Source organism: Ectopseudomonas alcaliphila (assembly GCF_900101755.1).
GTDB classification, from domain to species: Bacteria; Pseudomonadota; Gammaproteobacteria; order Pseudomonadales; family Pseudomonadaceae; genus Aquipseudomonas; species Aquipseudomonas alcaliphila.
This window is the reverse complement of sequence record NZ_FNAE01000001.1, coordinates 546972-570489: the sequence shown is the minus strand read 5'-3', so window position 1 is coordinate 570489 and position 23518 is coordinate 546972. Positions and strand designations below refer to the sequence as shown.

Sequence of the window (23518 nt, the reverse complement as noted above, 5' to 3'; positions counted from 1 at the left end):
CCTCTCAGGCAGGCGACGACAGGCGCCGGATCAACAGCGCAACGCTGATGTTCAGGCGGTCGTGCGGATCTTCGAACGAGCAGCCGGTCAGCGCTTCGATGCGCTGTAGACGGTAGCTCAGGGTGTTGCGGTGAACGTTCAGGCGTTGTGCGGCCAATGCCAGGTTGCCGTTCTCCTGGAACCAGGCTTCCAGGGTCGGCATCAGCACCGGCTGGTGGCGCGAGTCGTCGCCGATCAGCGGGCCAAGCACGCGCTCGACGAAGCGATCCAGCAGACTGCGGTCGCGGATCGCGCCGAGCAGCTCCAGCACGCCCAGTTCGTTGAAACTGCACAGGCCCAGGCGCTCGGGAAAGCGTTGCGCCACGGTCAGCGCCTGACGCGCTTCCCCCAGGCCTTGAGCGAAACGGGGCGCATCGCAGCCCGCGCTGCCCAAGCCAAGAAACAGTCGCAGCGGGCCGAGCTGCGGGCGCAGCTCGTCGAGCAGCGCGGTCATGGCCTGGCGATTGCGCGCTTCGGTGTGGGCATCGGGACAGGGCAGCAGGGCGATCCAGTGACGGCCCTGGCTGACCAGCGGCAGGGCGTCGCCCAGTTCGCCGAGGCACTGCTCCAGGCGTCGTTGCAGCAGTTGCTGGCGGCTTTGCAGCTGGCGCTCGGCGTCTTCGTCAGGCAGGTCGCCGAACAGTTGCTCGCTGCCATCGAGACGCAGCAGCGCCACCTGACGTGGCAGGTGCAGGGCCAGGCCGAGACTGTCGCCGCGTTGCAACAACGCCTCGAGCGACTGGTAATCACCGTCGAGCACCTGTTCCAGCACGTGCTGGCGCGAGCGCCCGAGCTGCTGCGCCTGCACCAGCGCGGTGCCGATGGCCTGGGTGACCACTACCATCTTCAGTGCGTAGGGCTGCTCGATCAGCGGCAGATTCAGGCGCTCGGCCTCTGCGATGACGCTTGGCGGGATGGTCTGGATGAACTCGGCGCCGGTGAGGATGACCATGCCGGCGACTACACGCTCATGGCCCTCGCGCACCAGGCGCAGCAGGTTGGCTTCGTCGCGCGGGTGGTTGATGCCGGTGACGAAGATCAGCTCGCCGCCCATCACCCAATCGGCGATGCCTTCATTTTCGGCCACGTAGGGCCAGCGCACGGCGTTGTCGCGTCCGGCCCTACCAGCACGCAGGTGCATGCTGGCCAGGCCGGGTAGTGCGAGCACGTCGGCGACGGTCAGGTTCACGCGCCGGCGACCTGCTGGCGGCCGGCCAGGGCCTTGTGAAGTTCGAACAGCACGACGTAAACCACGGCAGCCACGGCAATGCCGACCAGCGGCGCGACCCAGGGCGAGAAGTAGGCGCTCAGTGCGCCGATCAGGTAGGCGCCCAGGCCGACCCAGTTGAACGTCGGTAGGCGCACATCGGCCAGTTTCGGGTAGCGCGCGCGGTGGCCGTAGAAGAAGTCGGCCATGATCACGCCGCCAATCGGCGGGATGATCGAGCCGAGCAGGATCAGGAAGGGAATCAGCATTTCGTACATGCCGCCGATGGCCAGCAGGGTACCGATGCCGGCGCCGACCAGGGTCACTGTCTTGCGCTTGCCGGTGCGCAGCAGGTTGCAGCCGGCGGCGGCGAAGTTGTAGATGGTGTTGTCCTGGGTGGTCCACAGGTTGAGGAAGAGCATGACCACGGCGGCCATGGACAGCCCCTGCAGCACCAGTACTTCGACCACGTCCGGTTGCTGGTAGACGATTGCGCCGTAGGCCCCGGCAATGATCATCAGGCCGTTACCGATGAAGAAGCCGAACAGGCTGGCCAGCACTGCGATGCGGCCGCTTTTGGCGAAACGCGTCCAGTTGGTGGCCTGGGTGGCGCCACTGACGAAGGTGCCGAACACCAGGGTGATGGCCACGCTCAGGCTCATGCTTTCGGACGGTTCCACTGCCAGCAGCCCGGCGAGGCCGCCGATATCACGGGTGGCGATCCACAGCGAAGCCACCAGCAGCACCAGCATGGCCGGCACGGCGACGCGCGAGAGCAGATCGAGGCCCTTGTAGCCGACGAAGGCAGTGAGGCAGAAACCGAAGCCGAACAGCACCATCAGCGGGATGGTCAGGCTTTCGGGCAGGCCGAGAATCTTCACCAGAACGATGGCGATGGTCGCCGTGCCCCAGGCGTACCAGCCGATCTGGGTGAAACCCAGGAGCACGTCGGACAGCTTGCTGCCCATTTCGCCGAAGCAGAAGCGACCCATCAGTACCGAGTTCAGGCCGCTGCGGCAGGCGATCAGGCCCAGCACGGCAGCGTACAGGCCGAGCAGCAGGTTACCGATCACTGCAGCCCAGAGCAGGGTGGTGAAGTCGAAGGCCATGCCGATCTTGCCGCCGGCGAACATGGTGGCGGTGAAGAAGGTGAAACCGAACAACAGGATGGCGGTGGAGAACAGCCCCTTGCGCGCGCCGTTGGGCACCTCGCTGAGGGGGTAATCGCTATCGGGGGTGGCGTGGCTCATGGACCTGGCTCCGGTAAGGGTGTGAGGCCTTGGCGATAGCAGGGGGCGTGCCAGAGTCAGCGCAGCAGGTGGCTTGGCAAGGTGGTCAAAGGGTTTTGTGCATAATGCACAAAGAAACGTACTTATGCAGTGCCAGGTCGCTCAAGATTTGTGAGTGTAGAACAAAAGTGGTGCGCGACGCTGCGGTCGCGCACCAGCTTGCAGCGCGTCAGTCGACGGTGACCTGCGGCATCGGCGGCATGGTCACGGTCTGCTCGCTGGCCGGGGCGAGCACTTCGGCTTCGCCGTCGACCACTTGCTTGCCGTCCTGGTTGAACACGCGGGTGGCGATGCGCACGCGGTTCTTCGGCAGTTTTTCCAGCACTTCCAGCTTCACGGTCAGGGTGTCGCCGAGTTTCACCGGGCGGGTGAACTTGAGCTGCTGGCCGAGGTAGATGGTGCCCGGGCCGGGCAGGCGGCAGGCGATGGCGGCGCTGATCAAGGCGCCAGTGAACATGCCATGGGCGATGCGCTCCTTGAACATCGTCTCGGCGGCGAAGGCGGCGTCCAGGTGCACCGGGTTGTTGTCGCCGGATACGGCGGCGAACAGCTGCACATCGCGCTCTTCCACGGTCTTCTCGAAGGCCGCTTGCTGGCCGACGCTGAGGGCTTCGTAAGGGATATTGGTGACCTGAGTCATGGACACTCCTTGGTTGGGCTTCGACCCTGGCTCAGCGCCTGCTGTAGCCAGTCGATCAGGTGGGCGGTGACCTCGTCGCGATTGCTCTCGTTGAGCAGCTCATGACGGGCCTCGGGATAAATCTTCAGCTGTACGTCGTGCACGCCAGCCTCGCGCAGGGCGCCAGCCAGGTCACCCAGGCGCTTGCCGTCGCTGACCGGGTCGCGCGAGCCGCCGATCACCAGCAGCGGCAGCTCGGCGTCGATCTGCGCCAGGTTGGTCGGCGGGGTGATGTGCTGCATGCCTTCAAGCAGGTCGCACCACAACTGCGTGGTGCAGACGAAACCGCACAGTGGATCGGTCACGTATTTGTCCACTTCCGCCGGGTCGCGGCTGAGCCAGTCGAAGGCGGTGCGGTTGGGCTTGAAGGCCTTGTTGAACGAGCCAAAGGAGAGAAAGTCGATGACCTTGCTGCGTCCCTTGGGCCCCAGGCGCCAGCGCTCGAGGCCGGCAATCAGGCGGGCGGCCTTGTACAGCGTCACGGGCTGGTAATTGGAGCCGGAGAGCACGGCGCCCTGCAGGCTGCAGCTGTGCCCCATCAGGTAGGCCATGCCGATGTAGCTGCCCATGCTGTGGCCGAACAGGAAGATCGGCGTGTGCGGGTGCTGCTGGCGGATGTGGTGGTTGAGGGTGGAAAGGTCGCCGACCACCTTGCTCCAGCCGTCTTCATCGGCATAGTGGCCCAGGGTGCCGCGTTCGGCGGTAGCACCATGGCCGCGCTGGTCCAGCGCGTAAAGCGCGAAGCCTGCCGCTACCAGGGCTTCGGCCAGGCGTGCGTAGCGCAGGCTGTGCTCGGCCATGCCATGGGCCAGCATGACCATGGCGCTGGGCGGCGCCTCACCGTACCAGTGGTTGACATGCAGCGGCAGGCCGTCGCTGGCGTTGAGGGTGAAGGTATCGTGGCGCATGGCGAGTCCTTGTGCCGGGAGTTGGCGGCATTGTGCACCTTGGCTGTCATCACGCAAAGCGCAGTCGAATTTCCACTGAGCAGTAAAGATCGGTTACGAATCACCGCATTTATTGCGAAATTCAGCCCATCAATGACGCCTTCGAGCTATTTGCGGCGCCGCTCTGAACTGCTACTTTCCGGGCAGTCCCGCACTGCGGGCCAGATCACTTCAGGGGAAGAGGACAAGAACAATGCAACCTGATTTCTGGAACGACAAGCGCGCTCCCGGCGTGCCCAACGATATCGACCTGTCCAGCTACAAGTCGGTGATCGAAGTATTCGAACGCTCATGCAAACGTTTCGCCGACCGTCCGGCCTTCAGCAACCTTGGCGTCACGCTGACCTATGCCGAGCTGGATCGTCTCTCCGCGACCTTCGCCGCCTACCTGCAGAAGCACACCGACCTGAAACCGGGCGATCGTATCGCGGTGCAGATGCCCAATGTGCTGCAGTACCCCATTGCCGTGTTCGGCGCCATGCGTGCCGGGCTGATCGTGGTCAACACCAACCCGCTGTACACCGCGCGCGAGATGCGCCACCAGTTCAAGGATGCTGGCGTGCGCGCGCTGGTGTACCTGAACATGTTCGGCAAGCTGGTGCAGGAGGTGCTGCCGGATACCGAGATCGAGTACCTGATCGAAGCCAAGATGGGCGACATGCTGCCGAGCCTCAAGGGCTGGCTGGTCAACACAGTGGTGAAGAAGGTCAAGAAGATGGTGCCCGACTACCATCTGCCCCAGGCGATTGCCTTCAAGCAGGTGCTCAAGCAGGGCCACGGCCAGGCGCTGACGCCGGTCAAGGCCAGCCAGGATGACATTGCGGTGCTGCAGTACACCGGCGGCACCACTGGTGTGGCCAAGGGCGCCATGCTCACCCACGGCAATCTCGTGGCCAACATGCTGCAGGTCGACGCCTGCCTGGCGCAGCTTGGTGACGACGGCAAGCCGCTGATGAAACAGGGGCAGGAGATCATGATCGCGCCGCTGCCGCTGTACCACATCTATGCCTTCACCGCGAACTGCATGTGCATGATGGTCAACGGTAACCAGAATGTGTTGATCACCAATCCACGTGACATCCCCGGCTTCGTCAAGGAGCTGGGCAAGTGGAAGTTTTCCGCGCTGCTGGGCCTCAACACCCTGTTCGTCGCGCTGATGGATCATCCCGAGTTCAAGAACCTCGACTTCTCCAACCTCAAGGTCACCAACTCCGGCGGTACCGCGCTGGTCAAGGCGACTGCCGAGCGCTGGCAGCAGATGACTGGTTGCACCGTGGTCGAAGGCTACGGCCTGACCGAAACCTCGCCGGTGGCCAGTACCAACCCCTATGGTGACAAGGCGCGTCTGGGCACTGTCGGCATTCCGGTGCCGGGCACGGCGTTCAAGGTGATCGACGACGACGGCAACGAGATGCCGCTGGGCGAGCGGGGCGAGCTGTGCATCAAGGGGCCGCAGGTGATGAAGGGCTACTGGCAGCGTGAAGAAGCGACCGCCGAAGTGCTCGACGCCGAGGGTTGGTTCAAGACTGGCGACATTGCCGTGATCGACACCGACGGCTTCGTGCGTATCGTCGACCGCAAGAAGGACATGATCATCGTCTCGGGTTTCAACGTGTACCCCAACGAGATCGAGGACGTGGTCATGGCCCACCCGAAGGTCGCCAGTTGCGCGGCCATCGGCGTGCCGGACGAGAAGTCGGGGGAGGTGGTCAAGCTGTTCGTGGTGCCGCGCGACGGCAGCGTCACGGTCGAGGAGCTCAAGGCCTACTGCAAGGAAAACTTCACCGGCTACAAGGTGCCCAAGCACATCGTGTTCAAGGACGCCTTGCCGATGACCCCGGTCGGCAAGATCCTGCGTCGCGAACTGCGCGACATCGCCTGACCCAAAGGCCCCTCCCTGATGCAGGGGAGGGGCTTTCCCGCCTCAGCTGCCATCGGGCAGTCCAATTGTTGTGATTTGGTAACTACCTTCGCGTGTTTCATGCAGTCCCTTGCTGCACCGGCGGCAGAGACGAGCTAGGCTCTACGCGCTGCAATATGCGAGCTAGAGGCTTTTCGCGGGTTCGCGAAGATAAAGATCGTTTGTGACTTTACTGTCTTTTCTGGTCACTTTCGCGACTCTTTGGGCCATGTATGGTGCTGGTCGGCCTCTGGCAAAGCTGCTACTCTCGGCGCGCTTCCGGGCCCTGGGCCAGCGGGAAAGCGAGCTATACACACAACAAACAACCGCCGTCGCGCGGTGAAGATCAGCTGTTGCTTAGGAGTGGGCTTCCATGACCGAAAACTTCTGGAAGGACAAGTATCCCGTTGGGGTTGCTGCCGAAATCAATCCCGATCAGTACCCGAACATCCTCGCGGTATTGAAAGAGTCCTGCCAACGCTTCGCCGACAAGCCTGCTTTCAGCAACCTGGGCAAGACGCTCACCTACGGCGAGATCTACAAGCTCTCCGGTGATTTCGCGGCCTACCTGCAGAAGCACACCGATCTCAAGCCTGGCGACCGCATCGCCGTGCAGCTGCCCAACGTGCTGCAGTACCCCATCGTGGTGTTCGGTGCCATGCGCGCCGGCCTGGTGGTGGTCAATACCAACCCGCTGTACACCGCGCGGGAGCTGGAGCACCAGTTCAATGATTCCGGCGCCAAGGCGCTGATCTGCCTGGCCAACATGGCCCACCTGGCCGAACAGGTGGTGCCCAAGACCGGCGTCAGAACCGTGATCGTCACCGAAGTCGGCGACATGTTGCCGACCTTCAAGCGTCTGCTGGTCAATGCCGTGATCAAGCACGTGAAGAAGATGGTGCCGGCCTACAACTTGCCCAAGGCTGTCAAACTCAACGACGCCCTGGCCAAGGGCCGTGGCCAGAGTTTCACCGAGGCCACCCCGAGCAACGCCGATATCGCCGTGCTGCAGTACACCGGCGGCACCACCGGCGTGGCCAAGGGCGCGATGCTTACCCATCGCAACCTGGTGGCCAACATGTTGCAGGTCAAGGCACTGATGGGCGCCAACCTGAATGAAGGCTGCGAGGTGCTGATCGCGCCGCTGCCGCTCTATCACATCTATGCCTTCACCTTTCACTGCATGGCGATGATGCTGATCGGTGGCCACAACATCCTGCTGACCAACCCGCGCGATCTGCCGGCCGTGGTCAAGGACCTGGCCAAGTACCGCTTCACTGGTTTCGTTGGCCTCAACACCCTGTTCGTGGCCCTGTGCAATAACGAGGACTTCCGCAAGCTGGACTTCTCCAGCCTGAAGCTCACCGTATCCGGCGGCATGGCCCTGCAACTGGCCACCGCCGAGCGTTGGAAGGAAGTCACCGGCTGCGCCATCTGCGAAGGCTTCGGTATGACCGAGACCAGTCCGGTGGCCACGGTCAACCCGTTCAGCGCCATCCAGCTCGGCACCATCGGCATTCCGGTGCCCTCGACCCTGTGCAAGGTCGTCAACGACGACGGCCAGGAGCTGGCCATCGGCGAGATCGGCGAGCTGTGCGTGAAGGGCCCGCAAGTGATGAAGGGCTACTGGCAGCGCCAGGAAGCCACCGACGAAATCCTCGACGCCGAAGGCTGGCTGAAGACCGGCGATATCGGCCTGATCCAGGAAGACGGCTACCTGCGCATCGTCGACCGCAAGAAGGACATGATTCTGGTGTCCGGTTTCAACGTCTACCCGAACGAACTCGAAGACGTGCTGGCGACTCTGCCTGGCGTACTGCAGTGCGCTGCTATCGGCGTACCGGATGAAAAATCCGGCGAAGCGATCAAGGTGTTCGTGGTGGTCAAGCCGGGCGAGAGCCTGACCAAGGAGCAGGTGATGGAGCACATGCGTGCCAACCTCACCGGCTACAAGGTGCCCAAGGCCGTCGAATTCCGCGACGTGCTGCCGACCACCAACGTCGGCAAGATCCTGCGCCGCGAGCTGCGCGACGAAGAGCTGAAGAAGCTGGGCAAGAAGTGATTCGTATCCGCTGAAACGAAGAACCCGCTACGGCGGGTTTTTTGTTGCCTGTCATCCAGGCTCGCTGTTTTCCGTGCTTACGTGAAAAACGCTTTTTTGCCTGAAAGCCGTGACGGCAGTGCCTCGTCAACTGCACCTGGCACGTAGCAGACTGGCCAGCTTCTTCACTGCTGGCTCCAGCTCGTGCGGCGCGTGCGCGGCGAAGCCCATCAGGATACCGGCCGTGCGCTGTTCGGTGGCGTGCAGGGCGCTCAGCCCCAACAGGTCGATACCGGCCTGCCGCGCGGAGGCCACCAGCTCGTCTTCGTCGATGTCGCGGATGAATACGCAGGGCATCTGCATGCCGCCGCTCGGAACCCGTGGCTCAACGAAGTCGCTCAGGTGCTCGCGCACCAGCCGCGCCAGCACGTCGCGGCGTTCGGCGTACACGGCGCGCAGGGTGCGGATATGGGCGCCGAAGTGGCCACCCTCAATGAAGCGAGCCAGGGTGAGTTGCGGGATCGGCGCGCTGTGCCCGTCGAGCAGGGTACGCGCCACGGTCATCGGCGCGACCAGTGTCGGTGGCAGCACCATGTAACCGATGCGCAGGCCGGGAAACAGGGATTTGGTGAAGGTGCCGATGTAGATCGTGCGCTCGTAGGGATCGAGCCCCTGCACGCAGGCCTTGGGTTTGCCGTCGTAATGGAATTCGCTGTCGTAGTCGTCTTCGATGATCCAGCCCTGCTGACGTTGCGCCCATTCGATGATGGCTAGGCGGCGATCCAGCGCCAGCGTTGCCCCCGTCGGGAATTGGTGTGACGGGGTGAGGAACACGGCCCTGGCGGACTCGCTCTCCTGGTTCAGCCGCTCCACCTGCATGCCCTGCGCATCCAGCGGCACGGGTACGCAGTGCAGGCCGGCGGCCTCGAATGCCTTGCGCGCGCCGTGGTAGGACGGGTCTTCGATGAGGATGCGCTCACCGGCATCGAGCAGCACGGTGGCGCACAAGGTCAGCGCCTGTTGAGAGCTGGTGAGGATCAGCACCCGTTCCGCCGTGGCGCTGGCGCCCCGTTCGAGGTTGATGTAATCGGCGATGGCGCGGCGCAGCGCCTCCATGCCCTGTGGCGGGCTGTGCAGCAGGGCGCGATAGCCCTGTTCCATGAGCACCTGGCGTTGCAGGCGTTCCCAGGTCGGTAGCGGAAAGCTGCGGGTTTCCGGCACGCCGGGGGCGAAGGGGCGCGGCATGAGGAAGTCCCGCACGCCGCCGTTGTGGAATAGGGCGTTGCCGCGCTGGCTCAGGCGCGGCGTCGCCGGCTGCGGTGCCCGAGCCCTGGCCTTGCCGCGCCCCGGCAAGCGCTGCGTGCGCTCCGAGACGAAACTGCCGCTGCCTACACGGCGCTCGATGAAGCCCTCGGCATGCAGTTGGCTGTAGGCCGATTCCACCGTATCGCGCGATACCGCCAGGGACTTGGCCAGGGCGCGTGATGCCGGCAGGGGTTTGCCCGCGTCGAGCACGCCATCGAGGATCAACTGGCGAATCGCCCGCTGCACGCGCAGGTACAGGGGCTGCGCGCCATGGGCTGGGTCGTCGATCCAGGCTTTGACGGATTCGAGCTGGGCGTGCCTGAACAATTGGTCTGTACCCCTATACAGAAATGGACGGATAAATCAGGCCATTCTAGGCCTATAACGTTGCCTCGCAAGCCTTCTCCCATTCCGCCAGGAGCTCTTGTCAGGTCATGTCCGCGTATTCTTCGTTCTCGTCCCTCCGTCCGGGAGACCTCACCCATCCCATCGTGGCGGGGCTGATCTCGGTCATCGTCAACTACGGCGGCACCTTCATTCTGGTGTTTCAGGCGGCCAGGGTGGCCGGGCTCAGCCCGGAGCTGACGGCCTCCTGGGTGTGGTCGGTGTCGATTGGCGTGGGGGTGACCGGCATTGTCCTGAGCTGGATGGCGCGCGCGCCGATCATCACCGCCTGGTCGACGCCGGCGGCGGCGTTTCTGGTGACGGCGCTGGTCACCACGCCTTATGCCGAGGCCATCGGTGCGTACCTTATCTCGGCGGCGGCCTTTGTCCTACTGGGGTTATCCGGCTGGTTCGAGCGGGTCATTCGGCTGATTCCGAATGGGGTGGCGGCCGGGTTGCTGGCGGGCATCCTGCTGCAGTTCGGCATCGGGGCCTTCGCCAGCGTCAGCCTCGATCCGCTGCTGGCTGGGGTGCTGATCGTCAGCTACCTGCTGTTCAAGCGCTTGAGCGCACGCTATGCGGTGGTCGGCATCCTGCTGCTGGGCCTGGCCTTCCTGTTGCTGCAGGCGCGGGTGGATCTCTCCACCGTCAGCCTGGCACTGGCGGCGCCGGTGTTCACCGCGCCTGCGTTTTCCCTCAATGCACTGCTGAGCGTGGCGCTGCCGCTGTTCCTGATCACCCTGACCGGGCAGTACATGCCCGGCATGCTGGTGTTGCGCAACGATGGTTTCAGCACCAGCGCCAACCCCATCGTTACCCTGACCGGGCTTGGCTCCCTGCTGATGGCGCCGTTCGGCTCGCACGCCTTCAACCTTGCCGCGATCACCGCTGCCATCTGCACTGGGCGCGAGGCCCATGAAGACCCCTCCAAGCGCTGGATCGCCGGGATCGCCGCCGGGGTGCTGTACATCCTGGTGGGCATTTTCGGCGTCACCCTGGCGGCGGTGTTCATGGCCTTTCCGGCGACCTTCATCGCTACCCTGGCCGGCCTGGCGCTGCTCGGCACCATTGGCGGCAGCCTGGCCAGCGCCATGGCCGATGCACGCACCCGTGAGGCCTCGCTGATCACCTTCCTGGCAGCCGCCGCCGACATCAACCTGCTGGGCATCGGCGGTGCGTTCTGGGGACTGGTGATCGGCCTGCTGGCCTACGCCATGCTCAATGGGCGCTGGTCACCACGCCCGGCGCAGACCGGCGCGGCGGAACTGCCGGTGAACAAGGGGGTGAACTGATGCCAGTCGATCATCCCACCGCCACCCGCCACGACCACCATGGGCGCTACCCCGAGGCCGCCTCGGTGGAAGATTTTCGCCACAACCTGGCCGAGGTGCAGCGCCGTATCGAAGCGGCCTGCCAGCGCGTTGGCCGTGACCCGGTCTCGGTGCGCCTGCTGCCGGTGAGCAAGACCAAGCCCGAGGCCAGCCTGCGCCTGGCCTATGCCGCCGGCTGCCGGATGCTCGGCGAGAACAAGGTGCAGGAAGCCCATGGCAAGTGGCAGGCCATGCAGGACCTGGGCGATCTGCAGTGGTCGGTGATCGGCCACCTGCAGACCAATAAGGCCAAGCTAGTGGCGCGCTTCGCCACGGAATTCCAGGCCCTGGACAGCCTGCGCCTGGCCGAGGCGCTGGATCGCCGCCTGCAGGTCGAGGGCCGTGCGCTGGATGTGTTCGTGCAGGTCAACACCTCCGGCGAGGCCAGCAAGTACGGCCTGGCCCCGGAGGATGTAGCGGCGTTCGTCCAGGCACTGCCGGCATTTTCCGCCCTGCGGGTGCGCGGGCTGATGACCCTGGCGCTGTTCTCCAGCGAGGCTGAGCGGGTACGCCAGTGCTTCGTGCGCCTGCGTGAGCTGCGTGACCGAATACGCCAGGACGCACCGTCCGGCGTCGAGCTGGATGCGCTGTCGATGGGCATGTCCGGGGATTTCGAGATCGCCATCGAAGAGGGCGCCACGGTGGTGCGCGTCGGCCAGGCGATTTTCGGCGCCCGCGCGCTGCCGGATAGCCACTACTGGCCGGGCGCCGTGCCCGCTGAACAACCCTGATCTTTTCCACTGCTGCTGTGAGGTTCGATCCATGTCCATTGCTCATTCCCATCTGATGCGTGCCTATGCCCGCCAACCGGTGTCCTTCGTTCGTGGCAGCGGTGCGCTGCTGTGGGACGAGCAGGGCGTGGAGTACCTCGATGCCATCGCCGGCGTGGCGGTCACCGGCCTCGGGCATGCGCACCCGGAGATCACTGCGGTCATTGCCGAGCAGGCCGGGATGCTGCTGCACACCTCCAATGTCTTTCGCATCGACTGGCAGGAACGCCTGGGCGATCGCCTTTGCGCACTCACCGGGATGCAGCGGGCGTTCTTCTGCAACTCGGGCGCCGAGGCCAACGAGGCGGCCCTCAAGCTGGCGCGCCTGCATGGCCAACGCAAGGGCATCGCCAGGCCGACCGTGCTGGTGATGGACAACGGCTTCCATGGGCGCACCATCGGCACGCTGTCCGCCTCGGGCAACCCGGCCAAGCAAGCCGGCTTCGAACCCTTGCTCGACGGCTTCGTGCGCGTGCCCTACGACGACATTGAGGCCGTTCGCCAGGTGGCCGAGCAGTGCCCGGACATCGTCGCGGTGCTGCTTGAGCCGGTGCAGGGCGAGGGCGGCATCCGCGTCGCCAGCATTGCCTACCTGCGCGAACTGCGGGCCCTGTGCGACCGGCATGGCTGGCTGCTGATGCTCGACGAGATCCAGGCTGGCATGGGCCGTACCGGCGCCTGGTTCGGCCACCAGCATGCGGGCATCACGGCCGACGTGATGACCCTGGCCAAGGCCCTGGGCAATGGCCTGCCCATCGGCGCCTGTGTGGCGCGCGGCGCCGCCGCCGATCTGTTCTCTCCGGGCCTGCATGGCTCCACTTTCGGCGGCAACCCGCTGGCCTGTCGGGTGGCCTGCAGCGTGCTCGACATCATGCAGCGCGACGACCTGCCACTGCGCGCCGCCGTGCTCGGCGAGCGTCTGCTCGGGCGTTTGCAGCAGGCGTTGGGCGATCACCCGGAAGTCATCGCCATTCGTGGCCGAGGCCTGATGGTCGGCATCGAGCTGAGCCGCCCCTGCAAGGAACTGGTGGGGCGCGCACTGACCGAGCGACGCCTGCTGATCACCGTGACCCGTGACAGCACCATCCGCCTGCTGCCGGCGCTGATCTGCAGCGAAGCGCAGATCGACGACATCGCCCAGCGCATTACCCAGCTACTGAAACCTGCGAACTGACCCACGAGGAAATTACCCCATGTATGACGCCGCCCTGAGCCTCGCCGATTTCGACCCCGAACTGGCCGAGGCCGTGCGCCTTGAAGAAGGCCGCCAGGAGGATCACGTTGAGTTGATCGCCTCCGAGAACTACGCCAGCCCGCTGGTGATGGCGATCCAGCACTCGGTATTCACCAACAAGTACGCCGAAGGCTACCCCGGCAAGCGCTACTACAGCGGTTGCGAGCATGTGGACGTGGCCGAGCGCCTGGCCATCGAGCGGCTCAAGGCATTGTTCGATTGCGACTACGCCAACGTCCAGCCGCACGCCGGGGCCCAGGCCAATGCGGCAGTGTTCCTGGCGCTGACCAATCCGGGCGACACCGTGATGGGCATGAACCTGGCGCAGGGTGGCCACCTTACCCACGGCAACCCGTCCAACTTCTCCGGGCGGCATTACCGCATCGTGCCCTATGGCCTCGATCCCGAAACCGGCCTGATCGACTACGACGAGATGGAGCGCATTGCCCTGCAAACCCGGCCGAAAATGCTGATCGGCGGCTTCTCTGCCTATTCGCGGCACAAGGACTGGGCGCGCATGCGCGCCATCGCCGACAAGGTAGGGGCGGTGTTCTGGGTAGACATGGCGCATGTCGCCGGCCTGGTGGCGGCGGGTGAATACCCCAGCCCGTTGCCCCATGCCCACGTGGTCACCAGCACCACCCACAAGACCCTGCGCGGCCCGCGAGGCGGCATCATCCTGGCCAGGGGGCAGGGTGAGGACTTCTACAAGCGGCTCGATTCCGCCGTATTTCCCGGCATTCAGGGCGGCCCGCTGATGCACGTCATCGCCGCCAAGGCGATAGCCTTCAAGGAAGCGCTGCTGCCCGAGTTCAAGACCTACCAGCGCCAGGTATTGAGCAACGCCCGGGCCATGGCCGCCGTGCTGCAGCAGCGGGGTTATCGCATCGTATCGGGCGGCACCGACAACCACCTGATGCTGATCGACCTGTCCGACAGGCCCTATACCGGCAAGGACGCGGATGCCGCCCTGAGCGACGCCCATATCACCGCCAACAAGAACTCGGTGCCCAACGACCCACGCTCGCCGTTCGTGACCTCGGGGCTGCGCATCGGCACGCCGGCCGTGACTACGCGAGGCTTCGGTATCGATGAGTGCGAGCGTTTAGCCGGCTGGCTGTGTGAGGTGCTGGATGCGCTCGAGGTGGGTGGCGAAACGCAAGTGGCCGTACGTGCCCGGGTGCGTGAGTCGGTGACGGAGCTGTGCCGGCGCTTTCCGGTGTATCGCTGGTAGGCCTCTAACCTAGGTAAATGTAAGGCGTATTAGGTGCGGGCGTACTCAGCTTTAGCTTCCTGCGCCGCTCCACCTCCTGCGTCCATGCATTCGTCGTCAAGCAGTTCGGCCTTGGCCTGGATGGACTGTTCGCTGTCGCTACGCGCGGTCTGCGTGTCGACCCACCCTGAGCGCTGAACCCATCCTACGCGACGCGCAGAGGGCGGGTGCGGAACTGCCCGCTGTCAGGGGTGAAGCGGGACGCCATGAGCATCAACACAAGCGTGGCAGCGGCCATCGCCATCCAGCTCAGGCGCAGGTTATCGGTGTACTGGCGTAGCAGGCCAGCCAGCAGCGGCGCGGTGGCGGCGATCAGATAGCCGCCGCCTTGCACGAACGCCAGCAGATCGCCGGTCTGGCGTGGGTCGTCCAGGTGATCCTGGGCCACCACCAGCGAAAGCGGGAACAGCGCACCGATGCCCACGCCCAGCAGCATGCAGATCGGCACCACCAGTTGCAGCGGTGCCAGCATCAGGCCAAGCAGCCCGGCCAGCAGTGCCAGCAAGACCACCGCCAGTAACACACGTCGATCCGGGTAGCGTGGCAGCAGGCTCGATGCCAGCAGGCCGGCGACTACTTCGCAGAGCGTCAGCGCAGCCAGCAGCAGGCCGCTGTACTGCGCGCTCCAACCCAGCGAGGTGTAGTAAGGCGGCAGCCAGGCCAGCACCAGTGTGTAGCCGGCGGTGCCGATGCCGAAGAAGCTCATCAACAGCCAGGCCCTCGGTGAGCGCCAGACGTCCAGGTGCGCTACGTTGTCTGCTTGCGCCAAGGCTTCATGCGGCGCTGCGCGGCGCCAGTAGGCAGCAGCGAGCAGAGCGGGCAGTGCCCAACTCGCCAGCGCCCACGACCAGCCTATCGACTGCGCCAACCAGGGCGTCAGCGCCGCGCCGAATGCGGCGCCACCCATGATCGCGCAGCTGTAGAAACCGATCAGGCGGCCGCTGTCAGTGGGGAAGCGCGACTTGATCAGGCCCGGCAAAAGCGCCTGCACGAACGCGATTCCCGCGCCAGCCAGCAATGCGGTGATGATCAGGGTGCTGGAGTCAGGCAGTAAGCCGCGCACCAGGCAGGCGAGGGCGATCAGCAGTACGCCGAAGAGAATCCCGTTGCGTTCACCCAAGCGTTTGCGCAGCAGGCCGGCGGCCAGAGCGCCAAGGCCCATGATCACCACAGGCAGACTGGTCAGCAGGCTGGCACCGACATGATCCAGGCCGGTATCGAGCTGGATACGGTCGAGCAACGGGCCGATGGCAGCCAGCACCGGGCGCAGATTCAGGCCGAGCAGGACGATGGCGATGAGCAGCAAGGTCTGGCGCTTCATGCTTGTGCCTCCTTCGTTCCACGCCAGGCCACCAGCAGCACGCCGATGACGATGCACAGCGCGGCCAGCAGCATGCTCAGGCTGCCCTGTTCGCCGAGCAGGCCAATGGCAATGGCAGCGCCGGTGATCGCCGCCACCGAGCCGATCTGGCTGAGAAACACCGTACCGGCCAGGTTCTGCAGGATGAAGAACAGCGCATAGACCGCCGCGAACAGCAGCATCTGCACGGCCAGCAGGCCGGCTGCTGCCGGGGTTTCCAGACGTGGTGCGAGGTCGACGCCGAACAGGCCCAGCGGTACCAGCAGCAGGGCGCCGCCGAGCAGCATGCCGGGGGCCAGGGAGAGCGGGCTGGCGCCAGCCGGCCAGTAGCGCGCGCGGTAGATATTGCCCAGCGCCAGGAACACCGGCACGCAGAGCGCCGCCAGTACCCACAGGATTGGGCTGTCACCGGCATTGAGCTTGCCCAGCGCCAGCAACAGGCTGCCGGCCAGCCCGATACAGATGCCCAACAGGCGAATGCGGCTCAACCCTTCCATGTGCAGGGCCAGGGCCAGCAGGTAGGTGATCAGCGGCGGAAAGGCCAGGCACATCGAGGCGAAACCGGCGCCGACATGGCCAATCGAGCTGAACAGCAAGCCGTTCGGTACGGCGATACTGAGCAGCCCCGAGGCCAGGTAATAGCCCAGCAATCCTGGGCTGATGCCGGGGCGCTCGCCACGTATCCAGGTGAACAGCAACAGCAGCAAACCGCCGCCGAGCAGGCTCCAGAACAGGTAGGCCATGGCTGGCCAGCCGAAGTTGCCGGCCAGCTTCACCAGATTGCTGGTCAGCCCCATCAATGCACCGATGGCCAGCAATAATGACAAGGCGAGAACAGGACGAAAATTGGAGCCGGGCATGCAGCTGTCTCCTGAAAGTGAATGCGTTACGATGCAAACATTCTTTTTGAAAAGTATCTTGATAGCAAGATAAATCGAGGACGATATGCAAGACCGTGCACAACTGGCTGCCCAGCAGTGGCAGCAACAGCGGCCCGATCTGGATGCTTTTGCCATGGCGGTGATTGGCCGTCTGGGCGAACTCAGCCAGCTGATCAGTCGTGATCATCTGCTGCCGTTCTTCGCCGAACATGGCCTGCAGGCCGGCGAGTTCGACCTGCTCGCTACCTTGCGTCGCTCGGGCGAGCCCTATGCGCTGATGCCCACCGTGTTGTACGAGAGCGCGATGATTTCCTCGGGCGGCATGACCAGTCGTATCGACCGTCTGGAAAAGGCCGGGCTGATCGAGCGGCGTAAGCACCCCAGCGACCGCCGTGGCGTGCTGGTGGCACTGACCTCGGCCGGTTTCGAACTGATCGACGGTATGCTCGAAGCCCATGTGGCCAATCTGCAGCGCGTGCTCTCAGGATTGACCGCTGACGAGCAGCGGACGTTGCATGAATTGCATGGCAAGTTGTTGGCGGGGTTGGCTGAGTGAGAAGGGGGCGCTGAATGAGCTTTCAGATACGGATCTATATGCACCCCGACGTTGAGTCGGTTCGAGGAGAAAACACCCTAGCCCTCTGGGAGGCTCGGTGGCCCCAGTGGGTCAATGAACTGGCCGAAGCCGGGAAGCTGACGCGGACCCGCTCTGACAACTTCCCCAGCCTGTACAGGGGAGCGGCCAGCGACATACTGCCGAGGCTGCCAGCAAACCGGAGAATGTCCCCGGCGCTTTACTTCACGCCCGAAGTGCTCCAAGAGCGGATCAGCGCATGTCCGCCTGATGCTGAGCTAGGCATCGAAATTTGGGATCAGTGTTGACCCAGTACACGGCCTGAAGACGAAAGACACTCTGGACGCAGTTCGCGAGGGGTGTCCGATTATTAATATGTAGCCTGGGTTGAGCACAGCGAAATCCGGGGCAGTTCATCTGGCCTGGGCTGCTGTTGCTTCAAGCTTCATTGGGGCGGAGCAGCATATTTCGAGTATCGATGGTGCTTGAAGCAGCGGTGGACAAGCTGCGCGTTGTCCACCCTACGCCTCGGTTTCACCGTAAAGTGGATGGCGCTTTTTTCATCAGCCGTTGCAGTGGATGTCCGGGCTACTTGCTGGCGTTAGACTTGGCACCACCGAGTCAGATCCATATATCGTTCAGCGCGGTTAGATCACCTCCTTCGTGCCCCGTATTCAGGATCCCTCGAGGTTCGATCATCATCAGTTTCGCCTCTCCTTGCGCTGCTGTACGGTGTTCAACACCCCGTGGCACGACGTATAGCTCCCCAGGTTTCACATGGACGCAGCCCTCCGGCAGGTCAATGCGCAAGACACCCTCCAGTACCAGAAACGCCTCGTCAGTTTCCGGGTGCGAGTGCCAGATGAATTCGCCTTCTATTCGCACCACCTTGAACTGGTAGTCGTTCATTTCGGCGACGACCCTTGGGCTCCATTGCTGCTCGATCAGCGAGGCCTTTTGCTTGAGGTCGACTGGGAGGGTGGTTTGTGGGTGACGGGAATGAGGCATGACGGATCCTCTTGTAATGGGAGTCGTCAGCCTAGCGAGGCGAAAAGCATCCCTCTTGTAAGATCCTGCAAGTCAGCATGCAGGACGCAGGCGCGCCAGCCAGCGTAAGGGCGATACGCCATAGCTGCGTGTGAAATGCCGGGTCATATGGCTTTGGTCGTGAAAACCAGCAGCAAGGGACGCGTCTACCAAGGTGAAACCATTCAGAGCAAGCCGTCGAAAGCAATCCAGGCGGCGTAGGGTGACAAATCGGTATGGGCTGGTGCCGTAGAGGGTGCGGAAGTCACGCGATAGGCTCCAGCGTTCGCGTCCGCTGGCTTGCTCGAGCATTTCCAAGGTAATGCCGGAGTGCAGGTGCTCCATGATGAATGCCCGTGCGCGCTCGGCCGCACGGTAATCCAGACGCTTGCGGCCACGTGGCTTGCCTGCGACTGCGTGCAATGCCATCGCAAGGTCATACAGGGCGTCCTGCTCTTCCAGCATTTCCAGCGGGTGATCCAGCGCTTGCACGAATGCTTCACTGGCACGGTACAGGCGTGGATCGTTCGAGAGCCCCCCGGATATGAAGGGCAGGGGTTGTCCGCCCAGAATGTTCTGGATAAGTGCCGGGTCGACATACGCCATACGGTAGCGGAAACCGGCATTGGTGCCGGCCATGCCGTCATGCAGTTCGTCAGGGTGCAGCACAAGCGTATTTCCAGGGACTCCGTGACACAGAGAACCTTTGTAGTTAAAGCTCTGCACCCCTGCGAGGGTTCGTCCGATCGAGTAAGTGTCGTGACGATGTGGGTCATAGCCATGGCCAGCAAACCACGCCTCGATACGTTCCACCCCGCTGGGTAGAGCGCTTCGCACGACCCAATCACTGGAGGTGGGTTGGTTCGTTTTGCTATCCATGAGGGCTGCTCTCGGTCATGCACGTTACTGGCAGGTATGCACTTAAAGATCTGCCAATACTAGGGGGTATGCCTACGCATGTCTGGCTCTTCGATGGTTCTCGCATGGGAGCAAGCCTGTGACGCTCTGCGTCACGGCACAGCGCGCAACTGCCCGTGTGGTGAGCTGTTCGCTGACGCCACGGGCGGTCGGCGTTTCGATCCAACTTACGCGTTCAACGAAGAAAAGACGGCGGATTTATCTTCGGTGCGGCTGGTCTGATTCAACACTCTTCCCCCTTTTTTGTTGGCGGCTGGGATCGGTCGCTCAGTTCTTGACGACGAAGCTAATGGAAAAATGCCATGCATCTTTTACGCATCCATGCCATCGCCTTGGGCGCTATGTTTCTGGTCGGCTCTGCCTCGGCACAGGTCAATATCGGCATCTGGGGCAACGGTATTCTGGGCCAGTCTGCTCTCCGGAATGCGCAGGAGGCAGCAGGTCAGAGCGCTGATGATGAGGAGGCTGAAACCTCTGCGCGGGCTCGACCGGAAGATGCTGCCGCGCTGTCCTTTGAGCGCTCGGGTGAGTTGAGCCGCCAGATCGAGGAGGGTGTCGCACAGCGCTTGTCCGAGATGGTCACGGTGCAATTCCAGATGGAGGACCCGTCATCTCTGGTAAGAACGGCAGGCACTCGCGCCATTTATCGCCAAGAGCTGAAGAAACGCGGCCTACCGGAGGATTCTCTCAGTGGCGCTACGGCGCTGTTCCTGGCCGTCGGTTGGGAGCTTGCTAACGGGCGCTCGTTGTCGGAGGAGCAGACAGCAGCCATTTTCCGGCAGACCGCTGGCGGGCTGCAGCGGTCCCCTTTGGCTCGCAAGAGTGGGCCTGAGCTGCAGCAGGAGTCCGAGATACGCTTGATAATAACCGCGTTGTGGCTGGAGGAGGCACGCGTACGTTCATTGTCATCTCGGTCGACACAGGACCTAGCCGATGCGGTCAGGAGCGACTTGAAGGCGATCACCCGCAATGACATGCGTGCTTATGAAGTGACCGCGAACGGGTTCACCGGGCGCTAGTGCCTCGGTAGTAGGGTCGCCTCCAGTTCTGGCAATCGCCGCTGCTCACATCCGGTGATGTTCCACCAGGAAATCTACGAACACCCGCACCCGCGCCGGCATCGCCGAGCCGCCCACGAACACCGCATGAATCGGCTCCCGATCACCGGGATTGAAAGTTTGCAGCAGCGGCACCAGATCGCCGCGCTGCAGGTCTTCGGCCACACTGAATTCGCCGATGCGCGCGATGCCGGCGCCGACCCGGGCGAACTGCGCCAGCGCCTCGCCGCTGCTGCATTCGATAGTGCCGCAGACCTTCAGGGAGAACCCTTGGCCATCGCGGATGAACGGCCAGTTGGGTTCGGCGCGGCGGAAGTTGAAGCGCAGGCAGTTGTGCTGCAGCAGATCTTCCGGCTGCTGTGGCGTGCCGTGGCGCTGCAGGTAGTCGGGGGAGGCCACCACCACCTGGCCGGTTTCGCCGACTTTGCGGGCGGTCAACGGGCTATCCGGGAGATGGCCGAAGCGCACGGCCACGTCGGCCTGGCCGCCGAGAATGTCGACCACCTCGTCGCCCAGGCTGAGGTCGACGGTGATGTTCGGGTAACGCGCGCTGAAGGCGGCCACCAGCGGCACGATGGCCAGCCGGCCATGACCGAGGGCGGCGCTGACGCGCAAGCGACCCCGTGGCACGCCCTGGTCGGCGATGGCTTCCTCGACTTCCGCCATATCGGCGAGGATGCGCCGGGCACCGCGCAGATACGCCTCGCCCTCGGCGGTAAAGGTGATCGCGCGGGTGGTGCGCAGCAGCAGACGGGTGCCGAGGCGCTGTTCGGTGCGGGCGATGATCCGGCTGACGGCCGAAGGGGTCAGCCCCAATGCACGTGCGGCGGCCGATAGGCTGCCTTGCTCCGCCACGGTGGCGAACACGACCATTTCACCTGATCTGCCGTTGAAGTCCATTTGTGCTCCGTAAGCAAAGGTGTTTGCCAGAAAAGCCATCTACCGCCGTCAAGGTTTGGATCCTAGCATCTGCGGCATAGATGAGGAGCCTTTCCATGCGTATCAATCCACCCCTTGTTGCACTCGCCATCGGTGCCTTCGGCATCGGCGTTACCGAGTTCGCCCCCATGGGCATGTTGCCGGGTATCGCGGACGATCTCGGTGTTTCCATTCCTGCCGCCGGCCTGCTGGTCAGCGCCTATGCGCTGGGCGTGCTGCTCGGCGCGCCACTGATGACCCTGACCACCGGCAGGATTCCCCGGCGTTACCTGCTGATCGGGCTGATGGCCATCTTCACCCTGGGCAACCTGATGTCGGCCCTGGCCACCGATTACACCAGCCTGTTGATCGCCCGGGTGGTCACCTCGCTGAATCATGGCGCGTTCTTCGGCGTCGGCTCCATTGTTGCCGCCAGCGTGGTCGCGCCGGACAAACGTGCCGGCGCGGTGGCGGCGATGTTCATGGGCCTGACCCTGGCGACCATCGGCGGCGTGCCGCTGGCGGCCTGGTTCGGTGAAGTGTTTGGCTGGCGCACCGCGTTCTGGGGCATTACTGGCCTGGGCGTATTGGCCATGCTTGCGCTGTGGTTCGCGCTGCCCAACGTGCCGTTGCCGAAGAGCGACGGCGTGCTGGCAGAAATCCGTGTGCTGGGCCGTGGCCCGGTGCTGGCAGCACTGGCCCTGACTGTGATCGGTTCCAGCGCGATGTTCACCGTGTTCACCTATATCGCACCGTTCCTCAGCAGCGAGACTCAGGCGTCCACGGCCTTTATCACCGCCATGCTGGTGCTGTACGGCATCGGCCTGACGCTGGGCAACATATGGGGCGGCAAGGCAGCGGATCGCTCCGTCGACCGCACCCTGATCGTCTCGCTGAGTGCGCTGATCCTGGTCTTGCTCGCCTTCACCGTATTGATGCGCTGGCCGCTGCCAGCCGCTGTGGCCATCCTGATCTGGGGTATCGCCAGCTTCGCCATCGTGCCGCCGCTGCAGATGCGCGTGATGGAAGCCGCCAAGGAAGCACCCAACCTGGCCTCGGCGGTGAATATCGGCGCCTTCAACCTCGGTAACGCGATTGGCGCGGCACTGGGCGGCGCGGTGATCAACGCCGGGCTGGGCTATCCGGCGATTTCACTGGCCGGTGCAGCGATGGCCGGGCTGGGACTGCTGATGGTACTGGGGTTTGCCTGGCGTGCCAGGGCGGTGGCGGCTGCGGTGGTCTAACGAGAGAGGAGTCGATTTCATAAATCTGTCCCCTTTTTTCGCAGACGCAGCGTTGTAGGGCGTACTCGCGAAGTAGTACGCCTTTTGTTCTGGCAGGTGGAGTTGCATGAGTTCTAAGTAGAAAGGAAAGTTTGTTGTATCTGTTTTATTTTTTTAAGTTGAAGTATTGGTTTATAGTCCAGGTTTTTTGGCTTTCAGGCAATATCGGATGGCTGCGTAGCCTGTAGCCACTCATCGAGTCTAGGATTCTTTGATCAATAGCTGCATCTCCGGAGCTTTCAATTATCGAAATCTCGGGGGTGTCAGAGTTGGCCGTGAATTTTAGTTGTAGCGTCGCTCTATTGAGCGAGCTGCCGGTTTTGATATCTCTTGATAGCTTAGCTTGCGCGTAGCGTATATGGCTGCTTAATGTGGAGCTAAAATTTTTCACCCAGCTCCCATTATACTTTTCTTTTTCTTCGGTATTGAGTTTCAGGCCTTGCGTGCGTAGGCGCTGTATGCTGTTCAATATGTCGGCTTTATAGGGGTGTGGTGACGCTATATAAATGATGAGTGCGCCATCAAGGTCGCGGGGGCCTCCTTTTCCTTGTTCCATGAGTACGGCCAGTTTGGTCGCAGCTGTATTGTTTCCTTTTTTTGCTGCCCGTTCATAGAACTCTCTTGCTTTCACATAATCAACCGGCTCGCCAATGCCTTCTTCTGCCAAGCGCCCAAGTTCTAAATAGGCCGACTCATCTGCGTCTGCCAGGGCTTGGTAAATTGCTTTGGCTTTTGGAATGTCCACTGGCATTCCCAGCCCACGCTCATACATATGCCCAAGGATCGTCTTGCATGCGAGATTACCGCGCTTGCTTTGCTTGCGGACATAGGCAACGTGTTCCTTGGTGATGGGGTTCTGATCTCTAAAGTGCCAGCAGCGAAGTGCAGTAAGAGACTCTTCGTCCATGCTGCCAGGTTTGCTGCTTTGGCATCCAGTTATGGCGGTGGTTAGTACCAGTAGCGCAATGGTTTTTTTCATTAAATGCATCTGTTGGAGCCATGTGACAAATAGATGAGAGGCAGAATATCAGTGCTGATTGATTGAGCAATATCCGCTTTCGC

Annotated in this window: 20 protein-coding genes; 9 read left to right on the top strand and 11 right to left on the bottom strand. The window is 63.1% G+C overall.

The annotated features are described in order from the left end of the window. Positions 1-4: 4 nt before the first annotated feature. From BLR77_RS02715 to BLR77_RS02700, 4 genes are all read right to left on the bottom strand, one after another. Positions 5-1228: a PucR family transcriptional regulator gene (locus BLR77_RS02715; RefSeq protein ID WP_074675350.1), complete on the bottom strand. Its 1224-nt coding sequence runs from the start codon at positions 1226-1228 to the stop codon at positions 5-7. Beyond that, entirely contained in the window at positions 1225-2496 is a 1272-nt protein-coding gene (gene codB / locus BLR77_RS02710) for a cytosine permease (RefSeq protein ID WP_074675349.1), read from the bottom strand. The genes BLR77_RS02715 and codB overlap by 4 nt, the downstream gene beginning before the upstream one ends. Positions 2497-2704: 208 nt before the next feature. After that, the gene (locus BLR77_RS02705; RefSeq protein WP_074675348.1) at positions 2705-3175 is read right to left on the bottom strand and encodes a MaoC family dehydratase; all 471 of its coding nucleotides are present in this window, start codon (positions 3173-3175) and stop codon (positions 2705-2707) included. Next, positions 3172-4122, bottom strand: coding sequence for an alpha/beta hydrolase (locus BLR77_RS02700; protein WP_074675347.1), 951 nt, complete (start codon positions 4120-4122; stop codon positions 3172-3174). The genes BLR77_RS02705 and BLR77_RS02700 overlap by 4 nt, the downstream gene beginning before the upstream one ends. A gap of 232 nt (positions 4123-4354) precedes the next feature. Between BLR77_RS02700 and fadD2 the strand changes: the two genes are divergently transcribed. Both fadD2 and fadD1 read left to right on the top strand, forming a co-directional pair. Beyond that, positions 4355-6043 carry a long-chain-fatty-acid--CoA ligase FadD2 gene (fadD2, locus tag BLR77_RS02695; protein ID WP_074675346.1) on the top strand — a complete coding sequence of 563 codons (1689 nt, stop codon included), beginning with the start codon at positions 4355-4357 and terminating at the stop codon, positions 6041-6043. 391 nt (positions 6044-6434) lie between these two features. Then, positions 6435-8123, top strand: coding sequence for a long-chain-fatty-acid--CoA ligase FadD1 (gene fadD1, locus BLR77_RS02690; protein WP_074675345.1), 1689 nt, complete (start codon positions 6435-6437; stop codon positions 8121-8123). Between the two features lie 126 nt (positions 8124-8249). Here the strand turns inward: fadD1 and pdxR are convergent, their stop codons facing one another. After that, complete coding sequence (pdxR, locus tag BLR77_RS02685; protein ID WP_074675344.1) at positions 8250-9734, bottom strand: MocR-like pyridoxine biosynthesis transcription factor PdxR; 1485 nt, start codon at positions 9732-9734, stop codon at positions 8250-8252. A 107-nt stretch (positions 9735-9841) separates the two neighbouring features. Between pdxR and BLR77_RS02680 the strand changes: the two genes are divergently transcribed. Genes BLR77_RS02680 through glyA form a run of 4 tightly spaced genes read left to right on the top strand, consistent with a single transcriptional unit; the run spans position 9842 to position 14399 of the window. Beyond that, positions 9842-11083: a benzoate/H(+) symporter BenE family transporter gene (locus tag BLR77_RS02680; RefSeq protein WP_074675343.1), complete on the top strand. Its 1242-nt coding sequence runs from the start codon at positions 9842-9844 to the stop codon at positions 11081-11083. Then, a complete protein-coding gene (locus tag BLR77_RS02675) occupies positions 11083-11892 on the top strand; it encodes a YggS family pyridoxal phosphate-dependent enzyme (protein WP_074675342.1) in 810 nt (269 codons plus the stop codon). Before BLR77_RS02680 ends, BLR77_RS02675 begins: the two co-directional genes overlap by 1 nt. A gap of 31 nt (positions 11893-11923) precedes the next feature. Further along, entirely contained in the window at positions 11924-13105 is a 1182-nt protein-coding gene (locus tag BLR77_RS02670; protein ID WP_074675341.1) for an aspartate aminotransferase family protein, read from the top strand. A 19-nt stretch (positions 13106-13124) separates the two neighbouring features. After that, entirely contained in the window at positions 13125-14399 is a 1275-nt protein-coding gene (gene glyA / locus BLR77_RS02665) for a serine hydroxymethyltransferase (protein ID WP_074675340.1), read from the top strand. A 184-nt stretch (positions 14400-14583) separates the two neighbouring features. Here the strand turns inward: glyA and BLR77_RS02660 are convergent, their stop codons facing one another. Together BLR77_RS02660 and BLR77_RS02655 are read right to left on the bottom strand one after the other, a co-directional pair. Next, positions 14584-15759 carry a cyanate transporter gene (locus BLR77_RS02660; protein WP_074675339.1) on the bottom strand — a complete coding sequence of 392 codons (1176 nt, stop codon included), beginning with the start codon at positions 15757-15759 and terminating at the stop codon, positions 14584-14586. Next, positions 15756-16658, bottom strand: a complete 903-nt coding sequence (locus tag BLR77_RS02655) for a DMT family transporter (RefSeq protein WP_074675338.1) — start codon at positions 16656-16658, stop codon at positions 15756-15758. Before BLR77_RS02655 ends, BLR77_RS02660 begins: the two co-directional genes overlap by 4 nt. 85 nt (positions 16659-16743) lie before the next feature. On the opposite strand from BLR77_RS02655, the gene BLR77_RS02650 reads away from it, so the two are divergent. Continuing rightward, entirely contained in the window at positions 16744-17235 is a 492-nt protein-coding gene (locus BLR77_RS02650; RefSeq protein ID WP_074675337.1) for a MarR family winged helix-turn-helix transcriptional regulator, read from the top strand. 639 nt (positions 17236-17874) lie between these two features. Here BLR77_RS02650 and BLR77_RS02640 read toward each other — a convergent pair. Further along, positions 17875-18261 (bottom strand): cupin domain-containing protein, encoded by a 387-nt coding sequence (locus BLR77_RS02640; RefSeq protein ID WP_074675335.1) that lies wholly within the window; start codon positions 18259-18261, stop codon positions 17875-17877. 72 nt (positions 18262-18333) lie between these two features. Continuing rightward, positions 18334-19158, bottom strand: coding sequence for an AraC family transcriptional regulator (locus BLR77_RS02635; RefSeq protein ID WP_074675334.1), 825 nt, complete (start codon positions 19156-19158; stop codon positions 18334-18336). A gap of 341 nt (positions 19159-19499) precedes the next feature. On the opposite strand from BLR77_RS02635, the gene BLR77_RS02630 reads away from it, so the two are divergent. Continuing rightward, a complete protein-coding gene (locus tag BLR77_RS02630; RefSeq protein ID WP_074675333.1) occupies positions 19500-20216 on the top strand; it encodes a DUF6683 family protein in 717 nt (238 codons plus the stop codon). A 45-nt stretch (positions 20217-20261) separates the two neighbouring features. On the opposite strand, the gene BLR77_RS02625 is transcribed toward BLR77_RS02630, so the two are convergent. Next, entirely contained in the window at positions 20262-21155 is an 894-nt protein-coding gene (locus tag BLR77_RS02625; RefSeq protein ID WP_074675332.1) for a LysR family transcriptional regulator, read from the bottom strand. A 95-nt stretch (positions 21156-21250) separates the two neighbouring features. Between BLR77_RS02625 and BLR77_RS02620 the strand changes: the two genes are divergently transcribed. Further along, positions 21251-22417, top strand: a complete 1167-nt coding sequence (locus BLR77_RS02620) for an MFS transporter (protein WP_074675331.1) — start codon at positions 21251-21253, stop codon at positions 22415-22417. A 145-nt stretch (positions 22418-22562) separates the two neighbouring features. Here the strand turns inward: BLR77_RS02620 and BLR77_RS02615 are convergent, their stop codons facing one another. Beyond that, complete coding sequence (locus BLR77_RS02615) at positions 22563-23435, bottom strand: tetratricopeptide repeat protein (RefSeq protein WP_074676740.1); 873 nt, start codon at positions 23433-23435, stop codon at positions 22563-22565. Positions 23436-23518 lie beyond the last annotated feature (83 nt).

Bases quoted from the DNA above. Each gene is read 5' to 3' on its own strand.
- BLR77_RS02670 (WP_074675341.1), top strand. From the start codon at position 11,924: ATGTCCATTGCTCATTCCCATCTGATGCGTGCCTATGCCCGCCAACCG.
- BLR77_RS02650 (WP_074675337.1), top strand. From the start codon at position 16,744: ATGCAAGACCGTGCACAACTGGCTGCCCAGCAGTGGCAGCAACAGCGG.
- BLR77_RS02625 (WP_074675332.1), bottom strand. From the start codon at position 21,155: ATGGACTTCAACGGCAGATCAGGTGAAATGGTCGTGTTCGCCACCGTG.
- BLR77_RS02640 (WP_074675335.1), bottom strand. From the start codon at position 18,261: ATGCCTCATTCCCGTCACCCACAAACCACCCTCCCAGTCGACCTCAAG.
- fadD1 (WP_074675345.1), top strand. From the start codon at position 6,435: ATGACCGAAAACTTCTGGAAGGACAAGTATCCCGTTGGGGTTGCTGCC.
- BLR77_RS02630 (WP_074675333.1), top strand. From the start codon at position 19,500: ATGCATCTTTTACGCATCCATGCCATCGCCTTGGGCGCTATGTTTCTG.
- BLR77_RS02620 (WP_074675331.1), top strand. From the start codon at position 21,251: ATGCGTATCAATCCACCCCTTGTTGCACTCGCCATCGGTGCCTTCGGC.
- BLR77_RS02700 (WP_074675347.1), bottom strand. From the start codon at position 4,122: ATGCGCCACGATACCTTCACCCTCAACGCCAGCGACGGCCTGCCGCTG.
- BLR77_RS02635 (WP_074675334.1), bottom strand. From the start codon at position 19,158: ATGGATAGCAAAACGAACCAACCCACCTCCAGTGATTGGGTCGTGCGA.
- BLR77_RS02675 (WP_074675342.1), top strand. From the start codon at position 11,083: ATGCCAGTCGATCATCCCACCGCCACCCGCCACGACCACCATGGGCGC.
- BLR77_RS02615 (WP_074676740.1), bottom strand. From the start codon at position 23,435: ATGAAAAAAACCATTGCGCTACTGGTACTAACCACCGCCATAACTGGA.
- BLR77_RS02680 (WP_074675343.1), top strand. From the start codon at position 9,842: ATGTCCGCGTATTCTTCGTTCTCGTCCCTCCGTCCGGGAGACCTCACC.
- BLR77_RS02705 (WP_074675348.1), bottom strand. From the start codon at position 3,175: ATGACTCAGGTCACCAATATCCCTTACGAAGCCCTCAGCGTCGGCCAG.
- BLR77_RS02660 (WP_074675339.1), bottom strand. From the start codon at position 15,759: ATGAAGCGCCAGACCTTGCTGCTCATCGCCATCGTCCTGCTCGGCCTG.
- codB (WP_074675349.1), bottom strand. From the start codon at position 2,496: ATGAGCCACGCCACCCCCGATAGCGATTACCCCCTCAGCGAGGTGCCC.
- fadD2 (WP_074675346.1), top strand. From the start codon at position 4,355: ATGCAACCTGATTTCTGGAACGACAAGCGCGCTCCCGGCGTGCCCAAC.
- BLR77_RS02655 (WP_074675338.1), bottom strand. From the start codon at position 16,658: ATGCCCGGCTCCAATTTTCGTCCTGTTCTCGCCTTGTCATTATTGCTG.
- glyA (WP_074675340.1), top strand. From the start codon at position 13,125: ATGTATGACGCCGCCCTGAGCCTCGCCGATTTCGACCCCGAACTGGCC.